This window comes from Bacillus gobiensis (assembly GCF_001278705.1).
Lineage (GTDB): Bacteria > Bacillota > Bacilli > Bacillales > Bacillaceae > Bacillus > Bacillus gobiensis.
Genome location: NZ_CP012600.1, coordinates 1,031,833 through 1,054,842 on the forward strand (window position 1 = coordinate 1,031,833; position 23,010 = coordinate 1,054,842).

At 42.4% G+C, this 23,010-nt stretch carries 24 protein-coding genes; all 24 read left to right on the forward strand.

The window, feature by feature from the left end; genetic code table 11:
- The first annotated feature begins 12 nt into the window (after positions 1-12).
- Positions 13-957, forward strand: a complete 945-nt coding sequence (gene fabD, locus AM592_RS05045; RefSeq protein WP_053602777.1) for an ACP S-malonyltransferase — start codon at positions 13-15, stop codon at positions 955-957.
- The gene (fabG, locus tag AM592_RS05050) at positions 958-1,698 is read left to right on the forward strand and encodes a 3-oxoacyl-[acyl-carrier-protein] reductase (protein ID WP_053602778.1); all 741 of its coding nucleotides are present in this window, start codon (positions 958-960) and stop codon (positions 1,696-1,698) included.
- 149 nt (positions 1,699-1,847) lie between these two features.
- Positions 1,848-2,081: an acyl carrier protein gene (gene acpP / locus AM592_RS05055; RefSeq protein WP_053602779.1), complete on the forward strand. Its 234-nt coding sequence runs from the start codon at positions 1,848-1,850 to the stop codon at positions 2,079-2,081.
- Between the two features lie 111 nt (positions 2,082-2,192).
- A complete protein-coding gene (gene rnc, locus AM592_RS05060; RefSeq protein ID WP_053602780.1) occupies positions 2,193-2,942 on the forward strand; it encodes a ribonuclease III in 750 nt (249 codons plus the stop codon).
- A gap of 102 nt (positions 2,943-3,044) precedes the next feature.
- Positions 3,045-6,605: a chromosome segregation protein SMC gene (gene smc / locus AM592_RS05065; protein ID WP_053602781.1), complete on the forward strand. Its 3,561-nt coding sequence runs from the start codon at positions 3,045-3,047 to the stop codon at positions 6,603-6,605.
- 19 nt (positions 6,606-6,624) lie between these two features.
- Positions 6,625-7,614, forward strand: coding sequence for a signal recognition particle-docking protein FtsY (ftsY, locus tag AM592_RS05070; RefSeq protein ID WP_053602782.1), 990 nt, complete (start codon positions 6,625-6,627; stop codon positions 7,612-7,614).
- Between the two features lie 97 nt (positions 7,615-7,711).
- Positions 7,712-8,044 (forward strand): putative DNA-binding protein, encoded by a 333-nt coding sequence (locus AM592_RS05075; protein ID WP_082363738.1) that lies wholly within the window; start codon positions 7,712-7,714, stop codon positions 8,042-8,044.
- Between the two features lie 14 nt (positions 8,045-8,058).
- Positions 8,059-9,399 (forward strand): signal recognition particle protein, encoded by a 1,341-nt coding sequence (gene ffh, locus AM592_RS05080; protein WP_053602783.1) that lies wholly within the window; start codon positions 8,059-8,061, stop codon positions 9,397-9,399.
- Positions 9,400-9,492: 93 nt separating this feature from the next.
- Entirely contained in the window at positions 9,493-9,774 is a 282-nt protein-coding gene (gene rpsP / locus AM592_RS05085) for a 30S ribosomal protein S16 (protein ID WP_053602784.1), read from the forward strand.
- Positions 9,774-10,034: a KH domain-containing protein gene (locus tag AM592_RS05090; RefSeq protein ID WP_082363740.1), complete on the forward strand. Its 261-nt coding sequence runs from the start codon at positions 9,774-9,776 to the stop codon at positions 10,032-10,034. Before rpsP ends, AM592_RS05090 begins: the two co-directional genes overlap by 1 nt.
- A 172-nt stretch (positions 10,035-10,206) precedes the next feature.
- Positions 10,207-10,587 (forward strand): YlqD family protein, encoded by a 381-nt coding sequence (locus AM592_RS05095; RefSeq protein ID WP_053605993.1) that lies wholly within the window; start codon positions 10,207-10,209, stop codon positions 10,585-10,587.
- A gap of 15 nt (positions 10,588-10,602) precedes the next feature.
- Positions 10,603-11,127, forward strand: a complete 525-nt coding sequence (gene rimM, locus AM592_RS05100; RefSeq protein WP_053602785.1) for a ribosome maturation factor RimM — start codon at positions 10,603-10,605, stop codon at positions 11,125-11,127.
- Positions 11,124-11,855 (forward strand): tRNA (guanosine(37)-N1)-methyltransferase TrmD, encoded by a 732-nt coding sequence (gene trmD / locus AM592_RS05105; protein WP_053602786.1) that lies wholly within the window; start codon positions 11,124-11,126, stop codon positions 11,853-11,855. Before rimM ends, trmD begins: the two co-directional genes overlap by 4 nt.
- Before the next feature lie 138 nt (positions 11,856-11,993).
- Positions 11,994-12,341: a 50S ribosomal protein L19 gene (gene rplS, locus AM592_RS05110; protein WP_053602787.1), complete on the forward strand. Its 348-nt coding sequence runs from the start codon at positions 11,994-11,996 to the stop codon at positions 12,339-12,341.
- Positions 12,342-12,456: 115 nt separating this feature from the next.
- Positions 12,457-13,305: a ribosome biogenesis GTPase YlqF gene (gene ylqF, locus AM592_RS05115; RefSeq protein WP_053602788.1), complete on the forward strand. Its 849-nt coding sequence runs from the start codon at positions 12,457-12,459 to the stop codon at positions 13,303-13,305.
- A 66-nt stretch (positions 13,306-13,371) separates the two neighbouring features.
- Positions 13,372-14,136 carry a ribonuclease HII gene (locus AM592_RS05120; RefSeq protein ID WP_053602789.1) on the forward strand — a complete coding sequence of 255 codons (765 nt, stop codon included), beginning with the start codon at positions 13,372-13,374 and terminating at the stop codon, positions 14,134-14,136.
- Positions 14,137-14,165: 29 nt separating this feature from the next.
- The gene (locus AM592_RS05125) at positions 14,166-14,639 is read left to right on the forward strand and encodes a hypothetical protein (protein WP_053602790.1); all 474 of its coding nucleotides are present in this window, start codon (positions 14,166-14,168) and stop codon (positions 14,637-14,639) included.
- Positions 14,576-15,808 (forward strand): hypothetical protein, encoded by a 1,233-nt coding sequence (locus tag AM592_RS05130; RefSeq protein ID WP_148564313.1) that lies wholly within the window; start codon positions 14,576-14,578, stop codon positions 15,806-15,808. Before AM592_RS05125 ends, AM592_RS05130 begins: the two co-directional genes overlap by 64 nt.
- Positions 15,805-16,086, forward strand: a complete 282-nt coding sequence (locus tag AM592_RS05135; RefSeq protein ID WP_053602792.1) for an EscU/YscU/HrcU family type III secretion system export apparatus switch protein — start codon at positions 15,805-15,807, stop codon at positions 16,084-16,086. The genes AM592_RS05130 and AM592_RS05135 overlap by 4 nt, the downstream gene beginning before the upstream one ends.
- Positions 16,087-16,232: 146 nt before the next feature.
- Positions 16,233-17,393 (forward strand): ADP-forming succinate--CoA ligase subunit beta, encoded by a 1,161-nt coding sequence (gene sucC / locus AM592_RS05140; protein WP_053602793.1) that lies wholly within the window; start codon positions 16,233-16,235, stop codon positions 17,391-17,393.
- 21 nt (positions 17,394-17,414) lie between these two features.
- The gene (sucD, locus tag AM592_RS05145) at positions 17,415-18,317 is read left to right on the forward strand and encodes a succinate--CoA ligase subunit alpha (RefSeq protein ID WP_053602794.1); all 903 of its coding nucleotides are present in this window, start codon (positions 17,415-17,417) and stop codon (positions 18,315-18,317) included.
- 68 nt (positions 18,318-18,385) lie between these two features.
- Positions 18,386-19,294, forward strand: a complete 909-nt coding sequence (dprA, locus tag AM592_RS05150) for a DNA-processing protein DprA (protein WP_053602795.1) — start codon at positions 18,386-18,388, stop codon at positions 19,292-19,294.
- Positions 19,295-19,546: 252 nt separating this feature from the next.
- Entirely contained in the window at positions 19,547-21,622 is a 2,076-nt protein-coding gene (gene topA, locus AM592_RS05155) for a type I DNA topoisomerase (RefSeq protein ID WP_053602796.1), read from the forward strand.
- Positions 21,623-21,692: 70 nt separating this feature from the next.
- The gene (gene trmFO, locus AM592_RS05160; protein ID WP_053602797.1) at positions 21,693-22,997 is read left to right on the forward strand and encodes an FADH(2)-oxidizing methylenetetrahydrofolate--tRNA-(uracil(54)-C(5))-methyltransferase TrmFO; all 1,305 of its coding nucleotides are present in this window, start codon (positions 21,693-21,695) and stop codon (positions 22,995-22,997) included.
- Positions 22,998-23,010: the final 13 nt, after the last annotated feature.

Consider the following 23,010-nt stretch of genomic DNA (forward strand, 5'->3'; position numbering starts at 1 on the left):
GGAGGGAATAGTATGGGAAAAATCGCTTTTTTGTTTCCCGGACAAGGATCCCAGCAAATTGGCATGGGGAAAGCTTTATATGAAAGCGATGAATCCGCACGAAGCATTTTTGAAATAGCGGATCAGACGCTTAATTTCGAGTTGAGTGACCTTATCTTTAACGGAGACAGCAAAGAATTAACACTTACATACAATGCGCAGCCTGCACTGCTTACGACAAGCATTGCTATTCTTAAAAAACTTGAAACATTTGGAATTAAAGCGGATTTTACGGCAGGCCACAGCTTAGGTGAATATACAGCTTTAGTGGCTACCGGCGCTATTTCATTTGAAGAAGCAGTCTATACAGTAAAGAAGCGCGGAGAATTTATGAACGAAGCGGTGCCTGCAGGTGAAGGGGCAATGGCTGCAGTCTTAGGAATGGATACAGCTTTGTTAAAAGAAGTGGCCGAACAAATCACGACTGAAGGGAATTTAGTTCAGCTAGCCAATATTAACTGCCCGGGCCAGATTGTTATCTCCGGAACCGCAAAAGGCGTAGAGCTTGCGTCAGAGCTTGCAAAAGAAAAAGGGGCAAAACGGGTAATTCCACTAGATGTAAGCGGACCGTTTCACTCCGATTTAATGAAGCCTGCTGCTGATAAATTGCGAGAGGTGCTTGACAACTGCGCAATTAACAACGCAAACATTCCAGTTGTATCTAATGTTACCAGTGACGTGATGCAAGAAAGCGAAGAGATTAAAAAGAAATTAATTGAACAGCTCTATTCTCCGGTTCGCTTTGAAGAAAGTATCCAAAGACTGCTGGATCACGATGTTGATACGTTTATTGAAATCGGACCTGGAAAGGTGCTTTCAGGGCTTGTGAAGAAAATTAACCGCCGGGCGAAAACAATTGCCGTATCAGACCCTGAGTCGATAGAGCTTGCGGTGAAAACATTAAAGGAGGAAGCGTAGATGCTTGAGAACAAAGTAGCTCTCGTAACCGGAGCTTCCAGAGGAATCGGCAAAGCAATCGCTTTAAGCCTTGCCGAGCAGGGAGCAAATGTGGTTGTCAATTATGCAGGAAATGAAGAGAAAGCAAACGAGGTTGTGAATCAAATTCAATCGCTCGGACAAGAAGCTTTTGCTTTTAAAGCGGATGTATCCAGCCAAGAAGAGGTTCAAAAGATGGTGAAAGAAACCGTTGGAAAATTTGGTTCGATTGATATTTTGGTGAATAACGCAGGGATCACTAAGGACAATTTATTGATGAGAATGAAGGAAAATGAATGGGATGATGTCATAAACATCAATTTAAAGGGAGTCTTTAACTGTACAAAAGCTGTTACACGGCAAATGATGAAGCAACGAAGCGGACGAATCATTAATGTATCCAGCATTGTCGGAGTAAGCGGGAATCCAGGACAGGCAAACTACGTCGCAGCAAAAGCCGGGGTTATCGGATTAACGAAATCGTCAGCAAAAGAGCTTGCTTCCCGGAATATAACTGTAAATGCTGTCGCTCCTGGATTTATATCCACTGACATGACAGATAAATTGTCCGACGAGGTTCAAGAGGAGATGCTGAAGGTTATCCCGCTTGCCCGATTTGGGGAGCCGGATGACATTAGCGGAGTGGTCACGTTTTTAGCTTCAGAAAAATCAGCGTATATTACCGGACAAACGATCAACATTGACGGCGGAATGGTCATGTAATTTACCCATCGGAGTGTAACGCTTCGATCGGTTGATGCATACTGTATAAGAGGTTTTGCATGAAAATTGGTCTTTCTATAAAAAACGTTTGATTGCTCTGGTTTTTTACTAACCGATCTACTATAATACTTGAGGGGAGGTGAATAGTTATGGCAGACGCATTAGAACGTGTCACAAAAATCATTGTGGATCGTCTTGGCGTTGACGAGGCAGATGTCACACTTGAGGCTTCCTTTAAAGAGGATTTAGGTGCTGATTCCCTGGATGTGGTTGAGCTTGTTATGGAACTTGAAGATGAGTTCGATATGGAAATTTCTGACGAAGATGCTGAAAAAATTGCAACAGTCGGCGATGCTGTGAACTACATAAATAACCAGCAATAGTTTCTACCGAAAAAGTCCCGCCCTTCTGCGGGGCTTTATCCCTTTTTACATGTTAAATTTCTACAGTTCGTTTATTAAAGGCATCATATACGGGCCGGAATGGAGGTAACTATGTCAAAAAATTTTCCTTACAAAGGCAAAAAAGTAATGAATAGAAAAACAGAACAATTTAAACAGTTTCAAGAGCGAATTTCCGTTCATTTTCAGAATGAAAAACTGTTGTACCAAGCATTTACCCATTCATCATATGTGAATGAGCATCGGAAAAAACCTTTCGAGGATAATGAAAGATTGGAATTTCTAGGAGATGCCGTTCTAGAGCTGACGATATCAAAATTTTTGTTTACTAAATATCCAGCGATGAGTGAAGGAGATTTAACAAAGCTTCGTGCCGGAATCGTGTGCGAGCCATCCCTTGTTTCCTTGGCTCATGAGCTTGCGTTTGGCGAGCTTGTACTTTTGGGAAAAGGGGAAGAAATGACAGGTGGAAGAAAGCGTCCTGCACTTTTGGCAGACGTGTTCGAAGCTTTTATCGGGGCATTATATCTTGATCAAGGACTACCTTCAGTGGAAGTTTTTCTTGAAAAATATGTGATCCCTAAAATCAATGACGGTGCTTTTTCCCATGTGATGGATTTTAAAAGCCAGCTTCAAGAATTTGTTCAAAGAGATGGCAAAGGAGCATTGGAATATAAAATCATGCTGGAAAAAGGTCCTGCCCACAATCGGGAGTTTGAAGCAAATGTTTCACTCCGTGGAGAAATCCTTGGCGTAGGAAGAGGGCGTTCAAAAAAAGAAGCGGAACAGCACGCTGCCCAGGAAGCTTTAGAGAAGCTCCAAAAACATCATACAAAACAATAAATCCCCCTCCAACAGGATAAGGGGGATTTCAATTTGTTTTCTCTTAATTTTCATTGGAATATGGTAAAATTGTAATACGCTAAATACATAAGGAGGATCAACATGTTCCTCAAACGATTAGACATCATTGGGTTTAAATCATTTGCAGAAAAAATATCTGTTGACTTTGTCAAGGGCGTGACAGCTGTTGTCGGCCCAAACGGAAGCGGAAAGAGCAATATTACTGACGCGATCCGCTGGGTGCTCGGTGAGCAGTCTGCCAAATCGCTTCGAGGCGGTAAAATGGAGGACGTGATTTTTGCCGGGAGCGATTCCAGGAAAAGGATGAACCTTGCGGAAGTTACATTAACGCTTGAGAATGAAGATCGCTTTTTGCCGATTGACTACCATGAGGTCAGTGTAACGAGACGGGTTTTCCGATCGGGTGAAAGCGAATTTTTGATCAACAAGCAAGCGTGCCGTTTAAAAGACATTATAGACTTATTTATGGATTCGGGACTAGGGAAGGAAGCCTTTTCGATTATCAGCCAGGGTAAGGTTGAAGAAATACTTAGCAGTAAGGCAGAAGAACGGCGAAGCATTTTTGAAGAAGCTGCCGGCGTATTAAAATATAAATCAAGAAAGAAAAAAGCAGAAGCAAAGCTTTTAGAGACCCAGGATAACTTAAATCGCGTGGAAGACATCATACACGAACTGGAAGGACAGGTCGAGCCTCTGAAGGTACAAGCCTCTATCGCCAAAGATTATTTGGATAAAAAAGCAGAGCTCGAAAACGTGGAAATTTCGCTAACGGCCTATGATATTGAAAAACTTAACGAGGACTGGACTGCTTTGTCTCGCAGTGTTGAAGAGGCAAAAGATAAAGAAATCGCTTCATCCGCCTCGATACAAGCAAAGGAAGCAGACATCTCGGAAACGAGGGACAAAATCCAGGCTTTGGATGAATCAGTTGACGAATTGCAGCAGATTCTATTAGTGACTAGTGAAGAACTGGAAAAGCTAGAAGGAAGAAAAGAAGTTTTAAAAGAACGAAAAAAGAATGCGACTCAAAATCAAGAACAGCTTGAAGAAATGATCGCTAAATATTCCGATAAAACAAAAGAATTGGATGACCGTATCTGCCTCCAAAGCAAAGCAGTTGAAGAGCTGCAGGCAAAAGCGGAAGAGATCAGGCTCCTTCTGAAAGAAAAGCAGCATTCTCTCTCCTTGTACAGCGAAAATATTGAGGGAAAAATCGAACAGGTAAAAAGCGATTATTTTGAATTGCTTAATGACCAGGCATCCATTCGAAACGAGCTGCAATTTATTGAAGATCAAACGACCCAGAATGAGGCGAAGAAAAAACGTCTTACCGATAACAACTTGCAGTATATTAAGGAACGTGATGAAATCAAAGATCGGCGAATGAAATGCGAGGCTCAGCTTGGTCAAATTGAGGAACAAATAAATCGGCAGGTCTTGGCTTATCGTGAAGCAGAGCGAAAATATGAAAACGATAAGCAAGCTTATGCTAAAAAAGAATCGGGGTTGTATCAAGCCTACCAATACGTTCAGCAGGCCAAATCAAAAAAAGAAATGCTTGAAGCCATGCAAGAGGATTTTTCAGGATTTTATCAAGGGGTTAAAGAAATATTGAAGGCAAAGAGCAAGCTTTCTGGCGTGCATGGTGCCATCCTGGAACTGATCAATACAAAAGAGGCTTATGAAACAGCGATTGAAATTGCTCTTGGTGCAGCAGGTCAGCACATAGTGACAGAGAACGAAAATTCTGCCCGCCAGGCGATTCAGTATTTAAAACAAAATTCATTTGGAAGGGCGACGTTTCTTCCGTTGAATGTCATGAAAGCCAGACATATAGCAGAACGTGATATTCAAATCGCAAAAGAAAACAGCTCATTCATTGGCGTGGCCGTAGATTTAATTGAATTTGAAGGTCTCTACAGGCCAGTTGTCCAGAATTTGCTTGGAGCAGTTCTCATTGCAGAAGATCTAAAGGGAGCAAACGAGCTCGCCAAACGACTTGGACAAAGATACAGAATTGTTACGCTGCAAGGTGACGTCGTCAATCCAGGAGGCTCCATGACAGGCGGTGCCATGAAAAAGAAAAACACTTCCTTGCTCTCAAGAAACAGGGAGCTAGAGACCTTATCGGCACGCCTTTTGGATATGGAAGAAAAAACGGAGCTTTTAGAAAAGGATCTTAAGGTATTAAAAAATACGGTTGGCGAGGAAGAAAAACGCCTTGACGAGCTTCGCAAAAACGGCGAGCATGTAAGAGAAAAGCAGCAGGAGCTTAAAGGCGAGCTATATGAAATTCAAATCGAAGAAAAAAATATAAATCGCCATTTGGAGCTATATGATCAGGAAAAATCGACGCTTCTGGAAGAAGAAACTGAAAAAAACAGGCGCAAGGAAGAGCTGCAAAGGAATTTAACCGACTTAACAGAAAAAATGGAACAGCTTGATGAGCAGCTGGAACAATTGAATCAGCAAAAACAGGCGCAAACTTCAAACAAGGATTCGATATCATCGGAAGTTACCGAGCTTAAAATCCAGATCGCTAAAGCTGAACAGGCGCTTACGAGTGAAGAAACGGCACTTAAACAATTTTACTCGGACCGTGAAGAAAACGAACAAGGGTATAAACAAGCATCAGAGGATCTGAAATTTTTAACAGATGAAATGTACTCGAGCTCAAGCGGTGAAGAAAAGCTCCAGGAAGCAGCCAGCCAAAAATCAAAGGATAAAAACAATACTCTTGCGCTTATTTCCACAAGGCGGGAGCAGCGCATCAAGCTTCAAAGCGGTCTTGATACAAAAGAGGCGGAGCTAAAAGAAGAAAAAAGGCTGTATAAACAAATGACCTCCATCCTGAAAGACCAAGAAGTAAAATTAGCAAAAATGGAAGTGGAACTCGACAATTTGCTTTCTTTTTTAAGGGAGGAGTACGGACTTTCCTACGAAGCTGCAAAAGAAAACTATACATTGGAAACGCCGCCTGAAGAAGCAAGAAAGCAAGTGAAATTAATAAAAATGGCGATTGACGAGCTTGGGACCGTCAATCTTGGCAGTATTGAAGAATTTGAGCGGGTGAACGAACGTTACATGTTTTTAAAAGAGCAAAAGGATGATTTGTTAGAAGCGAAAGAAACGTTATTTAAAGTGATAGAAGAAATGGATGAAGAAATGTCCAAACGGTTCAGTCAAACCTTTAGTGACATTCGCTCGCATTTTGAGACCGTCTTTAAAGCTTTATTTGGCGGCGGGAGAGCGGAGCTGAAATTAACAAATCCGGATGATCTGCTTCGTTCGGGTGTAGATATCGTCGCCCAGCCTCCAGGGAAAAAGCTTCAAAATCTCAGCCTTTTGTCCGGCGGTGAACGGGCGCTGACTGCCATTGCGCTATTATTTTCAATTTTAAAGGTTCGTCCCGTTCCGTTTTGCATTTTGGACGAAGTTGAGGCTGCCTTGGATGAAGCCAATGTATTTCGATTTGCCCAATACTTAAAGAATTACAGTCATGAAACGCAATTTATCGTCATTACCCACCGAAAAGGCACGATGGAGGAGGCTGATGTGCTTTACGGAGTGACGATGCAGGGTTCCGGCGTCTCTAAGCTGGTGTCAGTCAAACTTGAAGAAACAAAAGAATTAGTTCAGTAAAGAAAGCGGTGTGATCACAATGAGCTTTTTTAAAAAACTTAAAGAAAAAATTTCGTTACAAACGGATAGTGTATCCGGCAAATTTAAAGAGGGACTTGAAAAAACAAGAAACTCCTTTCAAGAGCGTGTCAATGATATTGTTTCCCGCTACCGCAAAGTAGACGAGGAGTTTTTTGAAGAGATCGAAGAAGTATTAATCAGCGCCGATGTTGGTGTCTCCACGGTTTTAGAGCTGGTTGATGAATTAAAAGATGAGGTTAAGAGAAAAAACATACAGGATCCGAGGGAAGTGCAGGCAGTCATTTCTGAAAAGCTGGTCGATATTTATCAAAGCGCAGACGAGAAATCGCCTGAGCTGAACATCGCGGAAAACCGCCTGAACATTATACTGTTTGTCGGTGTTAATGGTGTTGGAAAAACGACTTCCATCGGAAAGCTGGCCCATCTGCTGCAGAAGGAAGGCAAAAAGGTCGTTCTCGCAGCCGGCGACACGTTCAGAGCTGGTGCGATCGAACAGCTGGAGGTATGGGGGGAGCGCGTAGGGACTCACGTTGTTAAGCAAGCAGCCGGGTCTGATCCCGCAGCAGTTATCTACGACGCACTTCAGGCGGCAAAAGCTCGAAATGCAGATGTTTTGCTCTGCGATACTGCAGGCAGGCTGCAAAATAAAGTAAACTTGATGAAGGAGCTTGAAAAGGTGAAGCGAGTCATTGAGCGGGAAGTCCCTGATGCCCCGCACGAGGTGATGCTTGTCCTTGATGCTACCACCGGACAAAATGCAATGGTTCAGGCGAAAGAATTCGCTAACGCGACCAATGTATCCGGTATTGTATTAACCAAGCTCGATGGAACGGCAAAGGGCGGAATTGTTCTTGCGATTCGAAATGAACTGAAGATCCCGGTCAAGCTGGTCGGTTTAGGAGAAAAAATGGATGATCTTCAAAGGTTTAATGCGGAATCATATGTGTACGGACTGTTTTCTGACCTTGTTGAAAAGGAAGCAGAATGAAGATATTGCTGACAAGATAAAAACTTGACAGTACATTGAAAACAGCGTAAACTACTATATGTAAAGGGATTTAACTTAACAAAAGGGGAGAGTCATCGTGACGCTTGAAAAAACAACCAGGATGAACTATTTATTTGATTTTTATCAATCGTTATTGACATCCAAACAAAAAAGCTATATGTCACTTTACTATTTGGACGATCTTTCCCTTGGTGAAATTGCAGAAGAATACGAAGTTTCCAGACAGGCTGTGTATGATAATATTAAACGCACGGAAGCGATGCTTGAACAATATGAAGAAAAATTGCTTCTGTTAAAAAAATTTCAAGAGCGCAAAGAGATTTATGAAAAGTTAAGAGCCTGCGTAGCTTATGCAGAAAACAGCGATGAGGCTGTAGCTCTCATTGAGGCGCTTGAGAAATCAGATTAGGAGGCGGCAAAACGATGGCATTTGAAGGATTGGCCGACCGACTGCAACAGACAATTACAAAAATCCGCGGCAAAGGCAAGGTTTCAGAGCAAGATGTCAAAGAAATGATGAGAGATGTGCGCTTAGCACTACTCGAAGCGGACGTCAACTTTAAGGTTGTAAAGGATTTTATCAAAAAAGTAAGCGAACGGGCTGTAGGCCAGGAAGTAATGAAAAGCTTGACTCCCGGCCAACAGGTCATCAAGGTCGTAAAAGAAGAGCTTACTGCCTTAATGGGCGGTGAAGAAAGCAAAATTGCCGTTTCCAAACGCACCCCTACTGTTATTTTAATGGTCGGGCTGCAGGGTGCCGGGAAAACGACAACGACTGGAAAGCTTGCGAATTTGCTACGTAAAAAGCAAAATCGGAATCCGCTACTCGTTGCAGCCGATATTTACAGGCCTGCAGCGATTAAACAGCTTGAAACGCTAGGAAAGCAGTTAAGCATGCCAGTCTTTTCATTGGGGGATCAGGTCAGCCCGGTTGAAATTGCCAAAAAAGCGATTGAAAAAGCAAAAGAAGATCATCATGATTATGTGATTATCGATACCGCAGGACGCCTGCATATTGATAATGACTTAATGAATGAGCTCGAACAGGTGAAGGAAGTGTCTTCCCCTGAGGAAATTTTCCTTGTGGTAGACTCCATGACCGGGCAGGACGCAGTCAATGTTGCGAAGAGCTTTAATGAACAGCTCGGCATTACTGGTGTGGTTCTGACAAAACTCGATGGCGATACACGCGGCGGAGCTGCTTTATCGATTCGCGCCGTGACCAATACCCCGATTAAATTTGCCGGTATGGGCGAAAAGCTCGATGCGCTTGAGCCGTTTCATCCAGAACGCATGGCCTCACGCATACTTGGCATGGGTGACGTTCTCACCCTGATCGAAAAAGCTCAGGCAAATGTGGATGAAGATAAAGCAAGAGAGCTCGAAAAAAAGATGAAAACGATGAGTTTTTCGCTCGATGATTTTCTGGAGCAGCTCGGACAGGTCAGAAGCATGGGGCCATTGGATGAGTTAATCCAAATGATGCCGGGGGCTAACAAAATGAAAGGCATGAAAAACATTCAGGTGGATGAAAAGCAGCTGAATCATGTCGAAGCGATCATCAAATCGATGACCGCAAAAGAAAAAGAACAGCCTGAGGTCATTAACGCGAGTAGAAAAAAACGGATCGCAAATGGCAGCGGAACATCGGTTCAGGAAGTAAACAGGCTGCTTAAGCAGTTTGAAGAAATGAAAAAAATGATGAAGCAAATGACAAATATGTCTAAAGGCAAGAAAAAAGGCTTTAAGCTGCCCTTTATGTAAAAAATCACTTGTGTTAAGAAAAAACACTTTACAAACAGTTTTATCATTGTTAATATACTATCTTGTTGAAATATTTTCGGAGGTGCTAGTAAAATGGCAGTAAAAATTCGTTTAAAACGTATGGGAGCAAAAAAATCTCCTTTTTATCGTATCGTAGTCGCAGATTCTCGTTCACCGCGTGACGGTCGTTTCATTGAAACAGTAGGAACTTACAATCCGGTTGCTACTCCGCAAGAAGTGAAAATTGACGAGGAGCTTGCTCTTAAATGGCTATTAACAGGTGCAAAGCCTTCTGATACAGTGAAAAATCTTTTCTCAAAGCAAGGAATTCTAGAAAAATTCCACAATGCAAAACAAGGCAACGCCGCTAAATAATGCAAGTGAATCTGGAAGAGCTGGTTACAGCCATCGTTACCCCGCTTGTTGATCATCCTGAGGAAATAAGGGTTGAAATGGTTGAAAAAAGCCATAACGTTTCCTTGTCACTATCAGTCAGCGAACATGACATTGGCAAAATAATCGGTAAAGGGGGCCGGACTGCTCAAGCAATACGATCTGTATTAGCTGCAGCCGGAGCCCGTTCTTCTAAAAAAATTCGGCTTGAGATTTCTAAGGGAAAGGGAGAGGTTAAATAACCTTCCCTTTTTTATGTGGTTGCTTTAGGCCAAATTTTCTTCGGTGATTAGAAAAATTCTTATTCATTGAAAGAACAAGAGTTTTTCTAATCATCGGCTTTTTTTGCTTTCCTAAAACAGAGGGCTTAAAATAGAAAGCGAATACTCAGGCCTAAAAGGGGGTTGTGTGGTGTTGCAAATCATTCAGCGCGTCACGGTCATGCAGGTATTAACTGAACAAAGCAAAAAAAAGCTTTTAGACGGGTTTGAAGATAAAAAAAACACCCTTGAAAGAGAGTGCAACCAGCTATATTTCCAACTGAGAAAACATGAAAAAGAGAATCTGAGCCAAACCATTACTGCCCAATTTAAAAAAGAAATTGAAAAGCGGCAGGATAAAATAAAAATGATCGATTTTCAACTGAGCCAAGTAAATACGCTGCCGCTCGGAAGTGAAATCAAAGAAAAAGAAATGGACGCCATTACAACCATTTCGGTTGGAGACTCGTGGAATGATGAAATCCTGTCGAAAACCATTGTGGTGAAAAATGGAACGGTGATTGAAATAAGATGAGGTGGAAAACATAGTATGCAGAGAAACTGGTTTAACGTCGGGAAAATCGTAAACACACACGGCATTAAGGGAGAAGTGCGAGTCATCTCAAAAACTGATTTTCCTGATGAACGATATAAACCTGGCAATACGCTCTATCTTTTTTTAAAGGATTCAAACGAGCCTAAAAAAGTAACTGTATCAACTCACAGAATTCATAAGCAGTTTGATCTGCTTGCCTTTGAAGAAGCCCCCTCGTTATCTGAGGCTGAAGCTTTTAAAGATGCGATTATTAAAGTTCCTGAGGAAGATCTTGGCGAACTCGGCGACGATGAATTCTATTTTCATGAAATTATCGGATGCACCGTATTTTCTGAAGACGGAAGCGAAATCGGCAAGGTGAAAGAAATCCTGACTCCTGGAGCCAATGATGTATGGGTAATCGGCAGAAAAAACGGCAAGGATGCGTTAATCCCTTATATCGAATCGGTCGTAAAAGAGATCAATATTAAAGACAAAACCATTAAGATTCATGTTATGGAAGGGCTGCTTGACGAATGAAAATTGATTTTTTAACGTTGTTTCCTGAAATGTTTGACGGCGTGCTTCAATCCTCGATCCTTAAGAAAGCCCAAGAAAAAGAGGCGGTTCAGTTTCAGGTCGTTAATTTCAGGGACTTTTCAGCGAATAAGCATCTAACCGTCGATGATTATCCGTATGGAGGAGGGGCCGGAATGGTATTGAAGGCACAGCCGGTCTTCGATGCAGTAAAGCATCTCACAGCACCCTTATCAAAGCCTCCGCGGATCGTTTTGCTCTGTCCCCAGGGCGAGAGGTTCACTCAGCAAAAAGCGGAGGAATTGGCAAATGAAGAGCATCTAATGTTTATTTGCGGCCATTACGAGGGGTACGACGAACGAATCCGAACCCATCTTGTCACAGATGAACTGTCAATCGGAGATTTTGTCCTAACCGGAGGAGAGCTGCCTGCAATGGTAATGGCGGATAGTGTGGTGCGACTTTTGCCCGGAGTGCTTGGCAAGGAAGAATCGCATATTCAGGATTCATTTAGCACGGGCCTTTTGGAGCACCCTCACTATACGAGACCATCAGATTATGAAGGTTTAAAGGTTCCCGATGTTCTGCTTTCCGGAGATCATGCAAAAATAGAAGAATGGAGAAGGAAAGAGTCGCTGCGCAGAACGTATACGAGACGGCCAGATCTTCTTGACTCTTATTCTTTATCGGAGCAAGAAAAAAGATGGGTGGACGAGTGGAAAAACAGCTAGTCTATCTTGCATGGTATCAACAGAAGTGATATGATAGTAGCTGTGGCTTAAACAGATAATTGTTTAGACCACGAAAACGGTGTTCCGCTGTAATGGAAAGAGCTTGCAAGAGCATCTGTTGGAAGGAGTTGAATTACGATGCAAAAATTAATTGATGAACTTACAAAAGAACAATTGCGTTCAGATCTGCCTGCGTTTCGTCCCGGTGATACTCTTCGCGTACACGTGAAGGTTGTTGAGGGAAACCGTGAGCGTATCCAGATATTTGAAGGTGTTGTCATCAAGCGTCGTGGCGGAGGAATCAGCGAAACATTCACCGTACGTAAGATTTCTTACGGTGTTGGAGTTGAGCGTACATTCCCATTGCACACACCTAAAATCGCTAAGATTGAAGTTGTGCGCTACGGTAAAGTCCGCCGTGCTAAGCTTTACTATCTGCGTAATCTTCGCGGAAAAGCAGCACGTATTAAAGAAATCAGACGATAATTGCAACATAGGGAAAGAGCTTGTTTACAAAACAGGCTCTTTTTTTACATACAACTGACATTCTTTCGCTTAAAAAATATACATATCTGCTAAATTAATAAAAAGGATGAAGGACATGACCATACAATGGTATCCAGGCCATATGGCCAAAGCAAAAAGAGAAGTCACTGAAAAATTAAAGCTGATTGATATCGTATACGAACTCGTAGATGCAAGAATCCCTTTGGCATCCAGAAACCCGATGATCGATGAAATCGTGAAAAATAAACCGAGAATCGTTTTGTTAAACAAAGCTGACAAGGCTGAGCCTCGTGTGACAGCCGGATGGATTGATTATTTTCAATCCAAAGGTATTCCTGCTATTTCGATTAACTCAGTAAATGGAACTGGATTAAACAGGATTGTGCCGGCTTCTAAAGAGCTGCTAAAGGACAAAATAGAGAAAATGGCAGCTAAAGGAGTGAGACCGCGTGCGATCAGGGCATTAATCATAGGAATTCCTAACGTAGGGAAATCGACTTTAATTAACAAACTTGCTAAAAAATCAATCGCAAAAACAGGAGACAGACCGGGTGTCACGACCTCCCAGCAATGGATAAAGGTTGGAAAGGAGCTTGAGCTTCTTGATACGCCGGGAATTTTATGGCCGAAGTTTGAGGACAAGCAGGTCGGATTAAAATTGGCCGCAACTGGAGCTATAAAAGATGCGATCATTAACCTTCAGGACGTTGCGGTGTTTGTGCTGCGGTTTTTTGAGGAAAAAAACCCCGAACGGCTAATGGAAAGGTACAACTTGGACAGTTTGCCTGAAGATATAGTACAGCTATTTGATGAAATTGGGAAAAACAGGGGCTGTCTCATGGCCGGAGGCGCCATCAACTATGATAAAACAACTGAAGTGATTATTAGAGATTTGCGGACGGATAAGTTTGGCCCGATTTCTTTTGAAGACCCATTTGATTGATTCGGCAAATAAAGGCTTCATTCGAATGCCTCATGAGCCGATAGTATACATAAGGAGTAAGGAACATTGAAAAAAAGTGTCAGAGAGATAAAGGAAGAATTAGACAGCATTCAGGAAGCAAGCCATCCGTCCATTGAATTGTTTGCTGCCGATGAAAGGATAAGCGTGAGAGAGCTTGTCCGCAAATGGAAGAAAAACAAGCTGCAAGATGAGCTTTTGCAAAAGCAATGGAACGAGATGAACAATTATGAAACAAGTGCCAAAAAGTCCGGATATCAGAAGATTGCCGGCGTAGATGAAGCAGGGCGCGGTCCCCTGGCAGGACCGGTAGTGGCCGCTGCAGTTATATTGCATCCTGAAAACAGGTTTTTAGGACTGACAGATTCGAAAAAACTCTCTCAAAAGAAACGAGAGTATTTTTATGATTTGCTAAAAAATGAAGCGTTGGACATTGGACTCGGCATTGTTGAGGCTGAAACCATAGATAAAATCAATATTTATGAAGCCTCGAAAACAGCGATGAAAGAGGCCCTGGCCAATCTGAAGCAGAAACCGGATTTTATGCTGATAGATGCACTTTCTTTGGAGGTAAACGTTCCACAGGAATCAATTATTAAAGGAGATTCAAAAAGCGTATCGATTGCAGCTGCTTCATGCATTGCAAAAGTAACAAGAGATCAAATCATGATGGATTATGCAAGGAAATATCCGCAGTACGGCTTTGAAAAACATAAGGGGTATGGAACAAAGGAGCATTTAGAGGCCATTGCCGCCTACGGTGCGCTTCCAATCCACCGACGCAGCTTTGCTCCTGTCAGAAATAGGGGATAGATTCATATGGACAAGGAGAATGATAGATTTTGAATCAGCTGACTGGTTATCTGGAAAAATCTTTCTCAACTGTAAATGCAGAGAAGCTTCCACTCTCAAACAGTGAGAAAAAATTGCTGCTTGGCAAGGTTGTAAAGTTTGCAGGAGAAGAGCATGCTGTACTTCAAGTGGGCTCTTCTTTCATCAAGGCAAAATTGGACATTTCTCTCACCTTAGGAAATACGTATCTCTTTCACTTCCAAAAAAACACTTCTGAGCCTGCAGGAACCATGCAGGTTATTCAAGCATTTAAAAAAGAGCCGAAAACAATAAAGGATGCGGCAGCCACCATATTATCCGGCCTGTCCATGAGTCAAACGAAAGAGAACCTCGCTCTTATTTCACAACTATTGGGAACGAATCAGCCATTTACAAAGGAAGAGCTGCAGGCTGCTGTTAATTGGCTGTCAGGATATCGTCACATGAGGCTGAAGAAGCGATCGATACTCTTCAATTTACCTTGAAAAAAGGTTTTCCTATTGAAACGAAGGTGTTGAACAGCTTACATTCACTGAAAGCTGAGTCTACTCTTTCAGATGAACTTGCTGAATTGCATCATGCGTTAGAAAATCTGCCACATCAGCAAAATCATTTGCTCCAACGAATGAGAGACCAACTTCTTGCAATTTCTCATAGTGATCAATTCGTACATGGAAAAAATGGTGAAGTACTTTTCGGAAATCGTGGCTACTATGCAAAAACAAGTGGCGGCTTATGCCAGACTGCAAAGCGTAATTGTATCGCCCACAGATCAGATTGGGTCTTTTTTCCCCATTTGGAAAGGCAGACTGATTTTCAGCTTTTTCACAAGGTTGAATATCGTCTCTTTAAGAAAATCGCTGAACTTGCGGGCACGAACGGGATATCAATGGAGAAGCAAATATTTCAATTGCTTCGTTCAGCTTCTGATCAAGCCTCTTTTTGGACAGATCAAAAAATATTTCATCCATCGGAAGCAAAACGATTTCGCCAAATAGCCGAGAAAACGGCGCCGACGATCGGCAAAAATGACCTTCTCTCGTTTCTCCGAAAGATCAACGAATTAATTGGCCACCGCCATGAGCTTTCAATTATTCGCTCATTAGGAAAAAAGAGCTTCCCGTTGGATACCATCACCGATTCGCTAAAGCTGTTATTAAATGAAGCGGCATTATCGCAGGAGCTCCCCGAGAACGTCCAGCAAAAAGCAGAACAGATGATCAACCGGTTTAATGGACAGTTGTTGGTGCTTCAGGATGACCAAACCGCCACACAGCTTCTCATCCACCTTCCATTATCGCTTAACGGTTTGTCTTATGATATGAAAGTCATTTATAACGGCAAGAAAAATAAAAACAATGAACTTGATCTCGATCAGTGCCGTCTTGTGTTTTTTCTGCAGCTGCCTTATCTGAAAGAAATGATCGTTGACTGTTTCATTCAAAAAAAAGTAATATCACTTAAAGTGGAAGCCGAGTTCGAACTGATAGGATTGATCCAGCAGATGACGCCGGATTTAAAAGATCGTCTTTTTACGCTTGGCTATCACCTTACCGGAATTACCGCCAAACAAAGAAAGAAAACCAGAGGTTCTTTTTTTGCAACCGAATTAAAAGACTATATTAGTGAGACAGGGTGGGATATTAAAATATGAGAAACGATCACCAGCTCAGGAGGGCTGTTGCCTTAAAATACAATGAGCAAAAGGACCTCGCCCCGAAAGTAACTGCAAAAGGGGAAGGGCTTCTTGCAGAAGAAATTATTAAGCTTGGAGAAGAAGCAGGCGTACCGATTGAAAGAAATCCTGTGCTTGTCCAATTAATGAAAAACTTAACGGTTGATGAACAGATCCCGGAGGCACTTTACGAGGTAGTAGCTGAGGTTTTTTCATTTGTTTATCGTATGGATAAAGAAGCATCATCAAAAGACTAGAATTTTATCTTTTTACGAAATAAAAAATTGAATTTTCGAACAAACCTTGCAAATCTCGGACTAATGCTAGACAATCAATCTAGGATTATATAAAATGAAAGCGCAGTCTCTTATTATTATCGTTACATAAGCGAGGAGGATGGGAAATGAATATCCATGAGTATCAAGGGAAAAAAGTCCTCAGAAATTATGGGGTAGCCGTGCCTAATGGGGCAGTAGCATTTTCAGAGGATGAAGCGGTTCAAGCAGCTGAAAGCTTGACCAGCAATGTATTTGTTGTAAAAGCACAGATTCATGCAGGCGGCAGAGGAAAAGCCGGAGGGGTAAAGATTGCAAAATCGAAAGAAGAAGTCCGGGAATATGCAAAAGAACTTCTCGGCAAAACGTTGATCACGCATCAAACGGGTCCGGAGGGACAATTAATAAAACGCTTACTTATTGAAGAGGGCTGCGACATCAAGAAGGAATATTACGTTGGTCTTGTACTTGACCGGGCCACATCAAGAGTCGTGCTCATGGCTTCTGAAGAAGGCGGTACCGAAATTGAAGAAGTCGCAGAAAAAACTCCGGAAAAGATTATGAAAATTACGATTGATCCGGCCATCGGCTTGCAGGCACACCAGGCAAGAAAAATTGCGTTTTCTATTAATATTCCAAAAGAACTCGTCGGAAAAGCTGTAAAATTTATGATGGCACTCTATCAAGCTTTTATTGAAAAAGATTGTTCGATTGCTGAAATCAATCCGCTTGTTGTAACTGGTGACGGCAATGTCATCGCACTTGACGCCAAGCTTAATTTTGATAGCAATTCGCTGTACAGGCAAAAGGATATCGTCGAGTTCAGAGATCTCGACGAGGAGGATCCGAAGGAAATCGAAGCATCAAAGCACGACTTAAGCTACATCTCTTTGGATGGCAATATCGGCTGTATGGTGAATGGAGCGGGTCTAGCCATGGCGACGATGGATATTATTAAATACTATGGCGGGGATCCTGCGAACTTCCTTGACGTTGGAGGCGGCGCTACAGCTGAAAAAGTATCTGAAGCATTTAAAATTATATTATCAGACAAAAATGTAAAGGGGATCTTTGTCAATATTTTCGGGGGAATTATGAAATGTGACGTCATTGCAGAAGGCATAATCGAGGCGACGATGCAAGCAGGCTTAACGCTTCCGCTTGTTGTACGTTTGGAAGGAACGAATGTTGAATTAGGCAAAAGATTATTAGATGAATCGGGTCTAAACATTACATCGGCTGAATCGATGGCAGACGGTGCGCAAAAAATCGTTTCGTTGGTCAAGTAAGAAAAGGCGGGGGGAGAAAAAATGAGTGTATTTGTTAATAAAGATACGAAAGTAATCGTCCAAGGGATAACCGGTTCTACTGCTTTATTTCATACGAAGCAAATGCTTGACTACGGGACAAAAATTGTTGCCGGAGTCACACCGGGAAAAGGCGGTACTATGGTTGAAGGAGTTCCAGTATTTCATACGGTCGAAGAGGCAGTGAAAAATACAGGTGCGAATGCATCAGTCATTTATGTTCCGGCACCGTTTGCTGCGGATGCGATCTTAGAGGCGGTCGATGCTGAGCTTGACATTGTCATTTGTATCACGGAGCATATTCCTGTTTTGGATATGGTAAAAGTGAAGAGGTATATGGAAGGCAAAAAAACGCGTCTGATTGGTCCAAACTGCCCTGGAGTCATAACTCCTGAAGAATGCAAAATAGGCATTATGCCGGGTTATATTCACAAAAAAGGGCATGTTGGCGTAGTCTCTCGTTCGGGAACATTAACGTATGAGGCGGTTCATCAGCTATCTGAGGCGGGGGTCGGCCAATCGACTGCTGTTGGAATTGGCGGAGATCCTGTAAACGGTACCAATTTTATCGATGTTCTTAACGAATTTAATAATGATCCAGAAACCCACGCTGTGATCATGATTGGCGAAATCGGCGGAACGGCTGAAGAAGAAGCAGCTGAGTGGGTGAAAGCCCATATGACGAAGCCAGTTGTCGGTTTTATCGGCGGACAAACGGCTCCTCCGGGAAAACGTATGGGCCACGCAGGAGCGATCATTTCCGGGGGAAAAGGAACTGCTGAAGAAAAAATGAAAACGATGAAGGCATGCGGCATCGAGGTTGCAGAAACGCCTTCTGTAATGGGTGAAACACTGATTAAGGTTCTTAAAGAGAGCGGATTATTTGAAACATGCAAAACCCACTAATACAGATACAGGAATAGCTGATTTTGGGCTATTCCTGATTATTTATAACCATTCTTAGGAGGTATATAATGAAAGAACTGAACACTGACAGGAAAATAGTATTATTAAGGTTGCTGCACACTATGTCTCCATCCCTGCTTTACAAATGGTGGAAAGAAGATAGCACCCTTTCCCTTACTCCTCAAAGCTTCCATCCGTTATCAATTCTTTCGAATGGAAAAACGAAAGTGGGTGAATTGTCTTACGAATTGGAACGCAAATTTCCTATTTTGCAGCAAACGCTGGCAGACATAAAGTCCTCTGGCATCGAAGCCATTCCAATTTCTTCAGACGAATATCCTCTTTGGCTAAAGTCCATTCATGATCCTCCACCTGTTTTATTTGCCAAAGGAAAAAAAGAAATCATGCATCATCATCCTCTCATCGGTATCGTCGGCACGAGACACCCTTCTCCTTATGGAGTAAAAGCGGTAAGATCATTAGTTAGAGACCTTACGGAAGAGGGGATCGTCATTGTAAGCGGACTGGCAAAAGGAATTGACGGACTAGCTCATCAAACTGCCATTCAAGCAGGCGGAAGTACGATAGGAGTCATTGCAGGCGGATTTCATCATATTTACCCGAAAGAAAACCACCAGCTTGCTTCACAAATGGCAGAATCTCATTTGCTCCTCTCAGAGCATCCTCCATATGAAACACCCCAAAAATGGCAATTCCCATTGAGAAATCGAATAATCAGCGGATTAAGCAAGGGAATCGTGGTTATACAAGGAAGAGAGAAAAGCGGATCATTGATTACAGCTTATCAAGCTCTAGAACAAGGGCGTGAGGTATTTGCGGTCCCAGGCCCAATCTTTGATCCTTGCTCGCTTGGACCATTCAAATTAATCCAGGAAGGCGCGAAATTAGTTGTTTCCAAACAGGATGTTATGGAAGAATTACGGATATCACCTGTTCATTATTGGGAACATTCGTAAGATTATTGTTTGACAAAAGCCATTCGGTTATTTAATAATAGTGAGGATTTCATGTTTGCACTATTTTTCAACAAGTCGTGTCAGGATTGCTTACTATCCTGAAAATGAACCGAATGATTTACTAATAATTAGCTATTAAAGTATGGAAAATAAAAATATTCCTTCTTGTTTGATCAACTGGCGAGCAAGAATAAAATATCGAATATTGATTGATATAAAAAGAGAGAGTTACCTCTTGAGGGGGATTATGCAATGTCAGATTATCTAGTCATAGTGGAGTCGCCGGCAAAGGCGAAAACCATCGAAAGATACCTAGGGAAAAAATATAAGGTTCGCGCATCTATGGGTCACGTCAGAGATTTGCCAAAAAGCCAAATGGGTGTTGATATTGAAAAAAACTTTGAGCCCAGATATATTACAATACGTGGAAAAGGGCCGGTTTTGAAAGACTTAAAAAGCGCTGCAAAAAAAGCAAAAAAGATTTTTCTTGCAGCTGACCCGGATCGAGAAGGGGAAGCCATTGCCTGGCATCTTGCACAAAGCTTGGACATCGATGTGACATCGGATTGCCGTGTCGTTTTTAATGAAATTACGAAAGACGCCATCAAGGAATCGTTCAAGCATCCAAGAATGATTAATATGGATTTAGTGGATGCCCAGCAGGCCCGACGAATTTTAGACAGGCTGGTCGGCTATAAAATAAGCCCAATATTATGGAAAAAAGTAAAAAAGGGTTTAAGCGCCGGAAGAGTACAATCAGTCGCGTTAAGGCTGGTCATTGACCGGGAAAAAGAAATCAACAACTTTAAACCGGAAGAATATTGGACAATTGAAGGCTCTTTTCTAAAAGGAAAAGAAACGTTTGAAGCCGGATTTTACGGAGAAAACGGCAAAAAAGCCAAATTGAGCAGCGAAGAAGATGTAAAAAAAATTCTCGCAAAAATCAATGGAAAACAGTTTCAGGTTGAAAATGTCACCAAAAAAGAAAGAAAGCGCAATCCCGCTTTGCCGTTTACTACGTCAACCATTCAGCAGGAGGCAGCGAGAAAGCTGAATTTCAGGGCCAGAAAAACGATGATGATCGCTCAGCAGCTTTATGAAGGGATCGATCTTGGAAAAGAAGGGACAGTCGGTCTGATTACATATATGAGAACCGACTCAACCCGAATTTCTGCAACAGCTGCAGAAGAAGCTGCAGGATTCATAAGCAGCGCCTACGGAAAAGAGTATCTTTCCCAAAAGAAGAAGCCTGCGAAGCAAAATGAAAATGCACAGGATGCCCATGAAGCTATCCGGCCAACTTCTACATTAAAAAAACCGGCCGATTTAAAGGATGTGCTATCAAGAGATCAGCTCAGGTTATATCGTCTCATTTGGGAACGTTTTGTGGCAAGCCAAATGGCACCAGCTGTATTGGATACGATGACCGTAGATTTGTTAAATAACGGTGTGCAATTCCGCGCAAATGGCAGCAAGGTGAAATTTCCGGGATTCATGAAGGTTTACGTGGAAGGTAAGGATGACCAGCTCGAAGAAAAGGATCGGATTTTGCCTGATCTAAACATCGGGGACACTGTTCTTTCAAAAGATATCGAACCAGCACAGCATTTTACCCAGCCGCCTCCAAGATACACAGAGGCAAGATTGGTAAAAACCCTTGAGGAGCTGGGAATCGGCAGGCCGTCTACCTATGCCCCTACACTGGATACGATTCAGAGAAGAGGCTACGTTACTCTTGATAATAAACGTTTCGTTCCGACAGAGCTCGGCGGTATCGTCTTGGAATTGATCATGGAGTTTTTCCCTGAAATTATTAATGTAGAGTTTACCGCGAAAATGGAAAAAGATCTCGATGGTGTTGAAGACGGCAACACGGAATGGGTGAAAATTATTGATTCATTCTATACTGAGTTTTCCAAGCGCGTTATAAAGGCGGAAGCCGAAATGCAGGAGGTTGAAATCAAACCTGAGTATGCTGGAGTAGATTGTGATCTCTGCGGCAGCGAGATGGTTTATAAAATGGGCCGCTACGGAAAGTTCATGGCTTGCTCGAATTTTCCTGACTGCCGAAACACAAAGCCGATAGTGAAAGAAATCGGCGTTAAGTGCCCTAAGTGTAATAAAGGCAATATCGTAGAGCGAAAATCAAAGAAACGCCGGATATTTTACGGCTGTGATCGCTATCCGGAATGTGATTTCGTTTCATGGGATAAACCACTTGAACGCAAATGCCCGAAATGCCAGGAAATGCTTGTCGAGAAAAAGCTGAAAAAAGGGGTTCAAGTTCAGTGTGTCAATTGCGATTATAAGGAAGAACAACAGAAGTAACGGTGAGCTGAGAATTTGCTCACCTTCTTTTTGTGAAGTCAAAGAATAGTTATAATAGGAGTGAACCATCATGGGTAAGACAGTAAAAGTAATAGGAGCAGGTTTGGCAGGAAGTGAAGCGGCGTGGCAGCTTGCAAATCGCGGGATGCATGTCGAGCTTTATGAAATGAGGCCGGTGAAAAAAACTCCCGCTCACCACACCGATAAGTTTGCCGAGCTTGTCTGCAGCAATTCGTTAAGAGCGAATAGTCTAACTAATGCAGTTGGCGTATTAAAGGAAGAAATGAGAATGCTTAATTCATTAATCATTGCTGCTGCTGATGAATGCGCGGTTCCTGCAGGAGGAGCATTAGCTGTGGACCGGCACGAATTTGCCGAAAAAGTAACTTCAAGCATAAGAAATCACCCTAACATTACGGTGTTTCAAGATGAAGTAACCTCTATTCCTGATGAACCGGCGATTATCGCTACAGGTCCTTTGACTTCAGAAGCGCTTTCAGCCCAATTAAAGGAGTTAACAGGTGAGGAATATCTTTATTTTTATGATGCAGCTGCGCCAATTGTAGAAAAGGACAGCCTGGATTTAGACAAAGTGTACTTAAAATCCCGCTACGACAAAGGAGAAGCTGCGTACTTAAATTGCCCGATGACTGAAGAGGAATTCGATCGCTTTTACAATGCGCTGATCGAAGCTGAAACAGTTCCGTTAAAAGAGTTTGAGAAGGAAATCTTTTTTGAAGGATGTATGCCAATTGAAGTGATGGCAAAACGCGGCAAACGAACGATGCTGTTTGGCCCGATGAAACCTGTAGGCCTTGAAAATCCAAAAACAGGGAAACGTCCATACGCTGTTGTCCAGCTTAGGCAGGATGACGCTGCTGGAACTCTTTACAATATTGTCGGATTCCAGACACATTTGAAGTGGGGCGATCAAAAAGAAATATTGCGCCTCATTCCCGGACTCGAACAAGCAGAAATTGTAAGATATGGCGTTATGCACAGAAATACGTTTATCAATTCACCCAGCCTTATGAAAGCAACCTATCAATTCCGTGAAAGAGAAGATTTGTTCTTTGCGGGCCAAATGACTGGGGTTGAAGGCTATGTTGAATCTGCAGCTGCGGGACTTGTGGCTGGAATTAACTGCTCTCGGCTTGCGGCTGAAAAAGATCAGATTGTATTTCCGACAGAAACCGTTATCGGCAGCATGGCCAATTACATTACGACAACCAACAAGAAAAATTTTCAACCGATGAACGCTAACTTTGGATTGCTTAAAGAGTTGGAAGTAAAAATCAAGAACAAACAGGAGCGTAATGAACAATACGCTAACCGTGCATTGGAAACAATTCGCAAAATTTCGAAAACGTTATAGTAATTAATTGCAT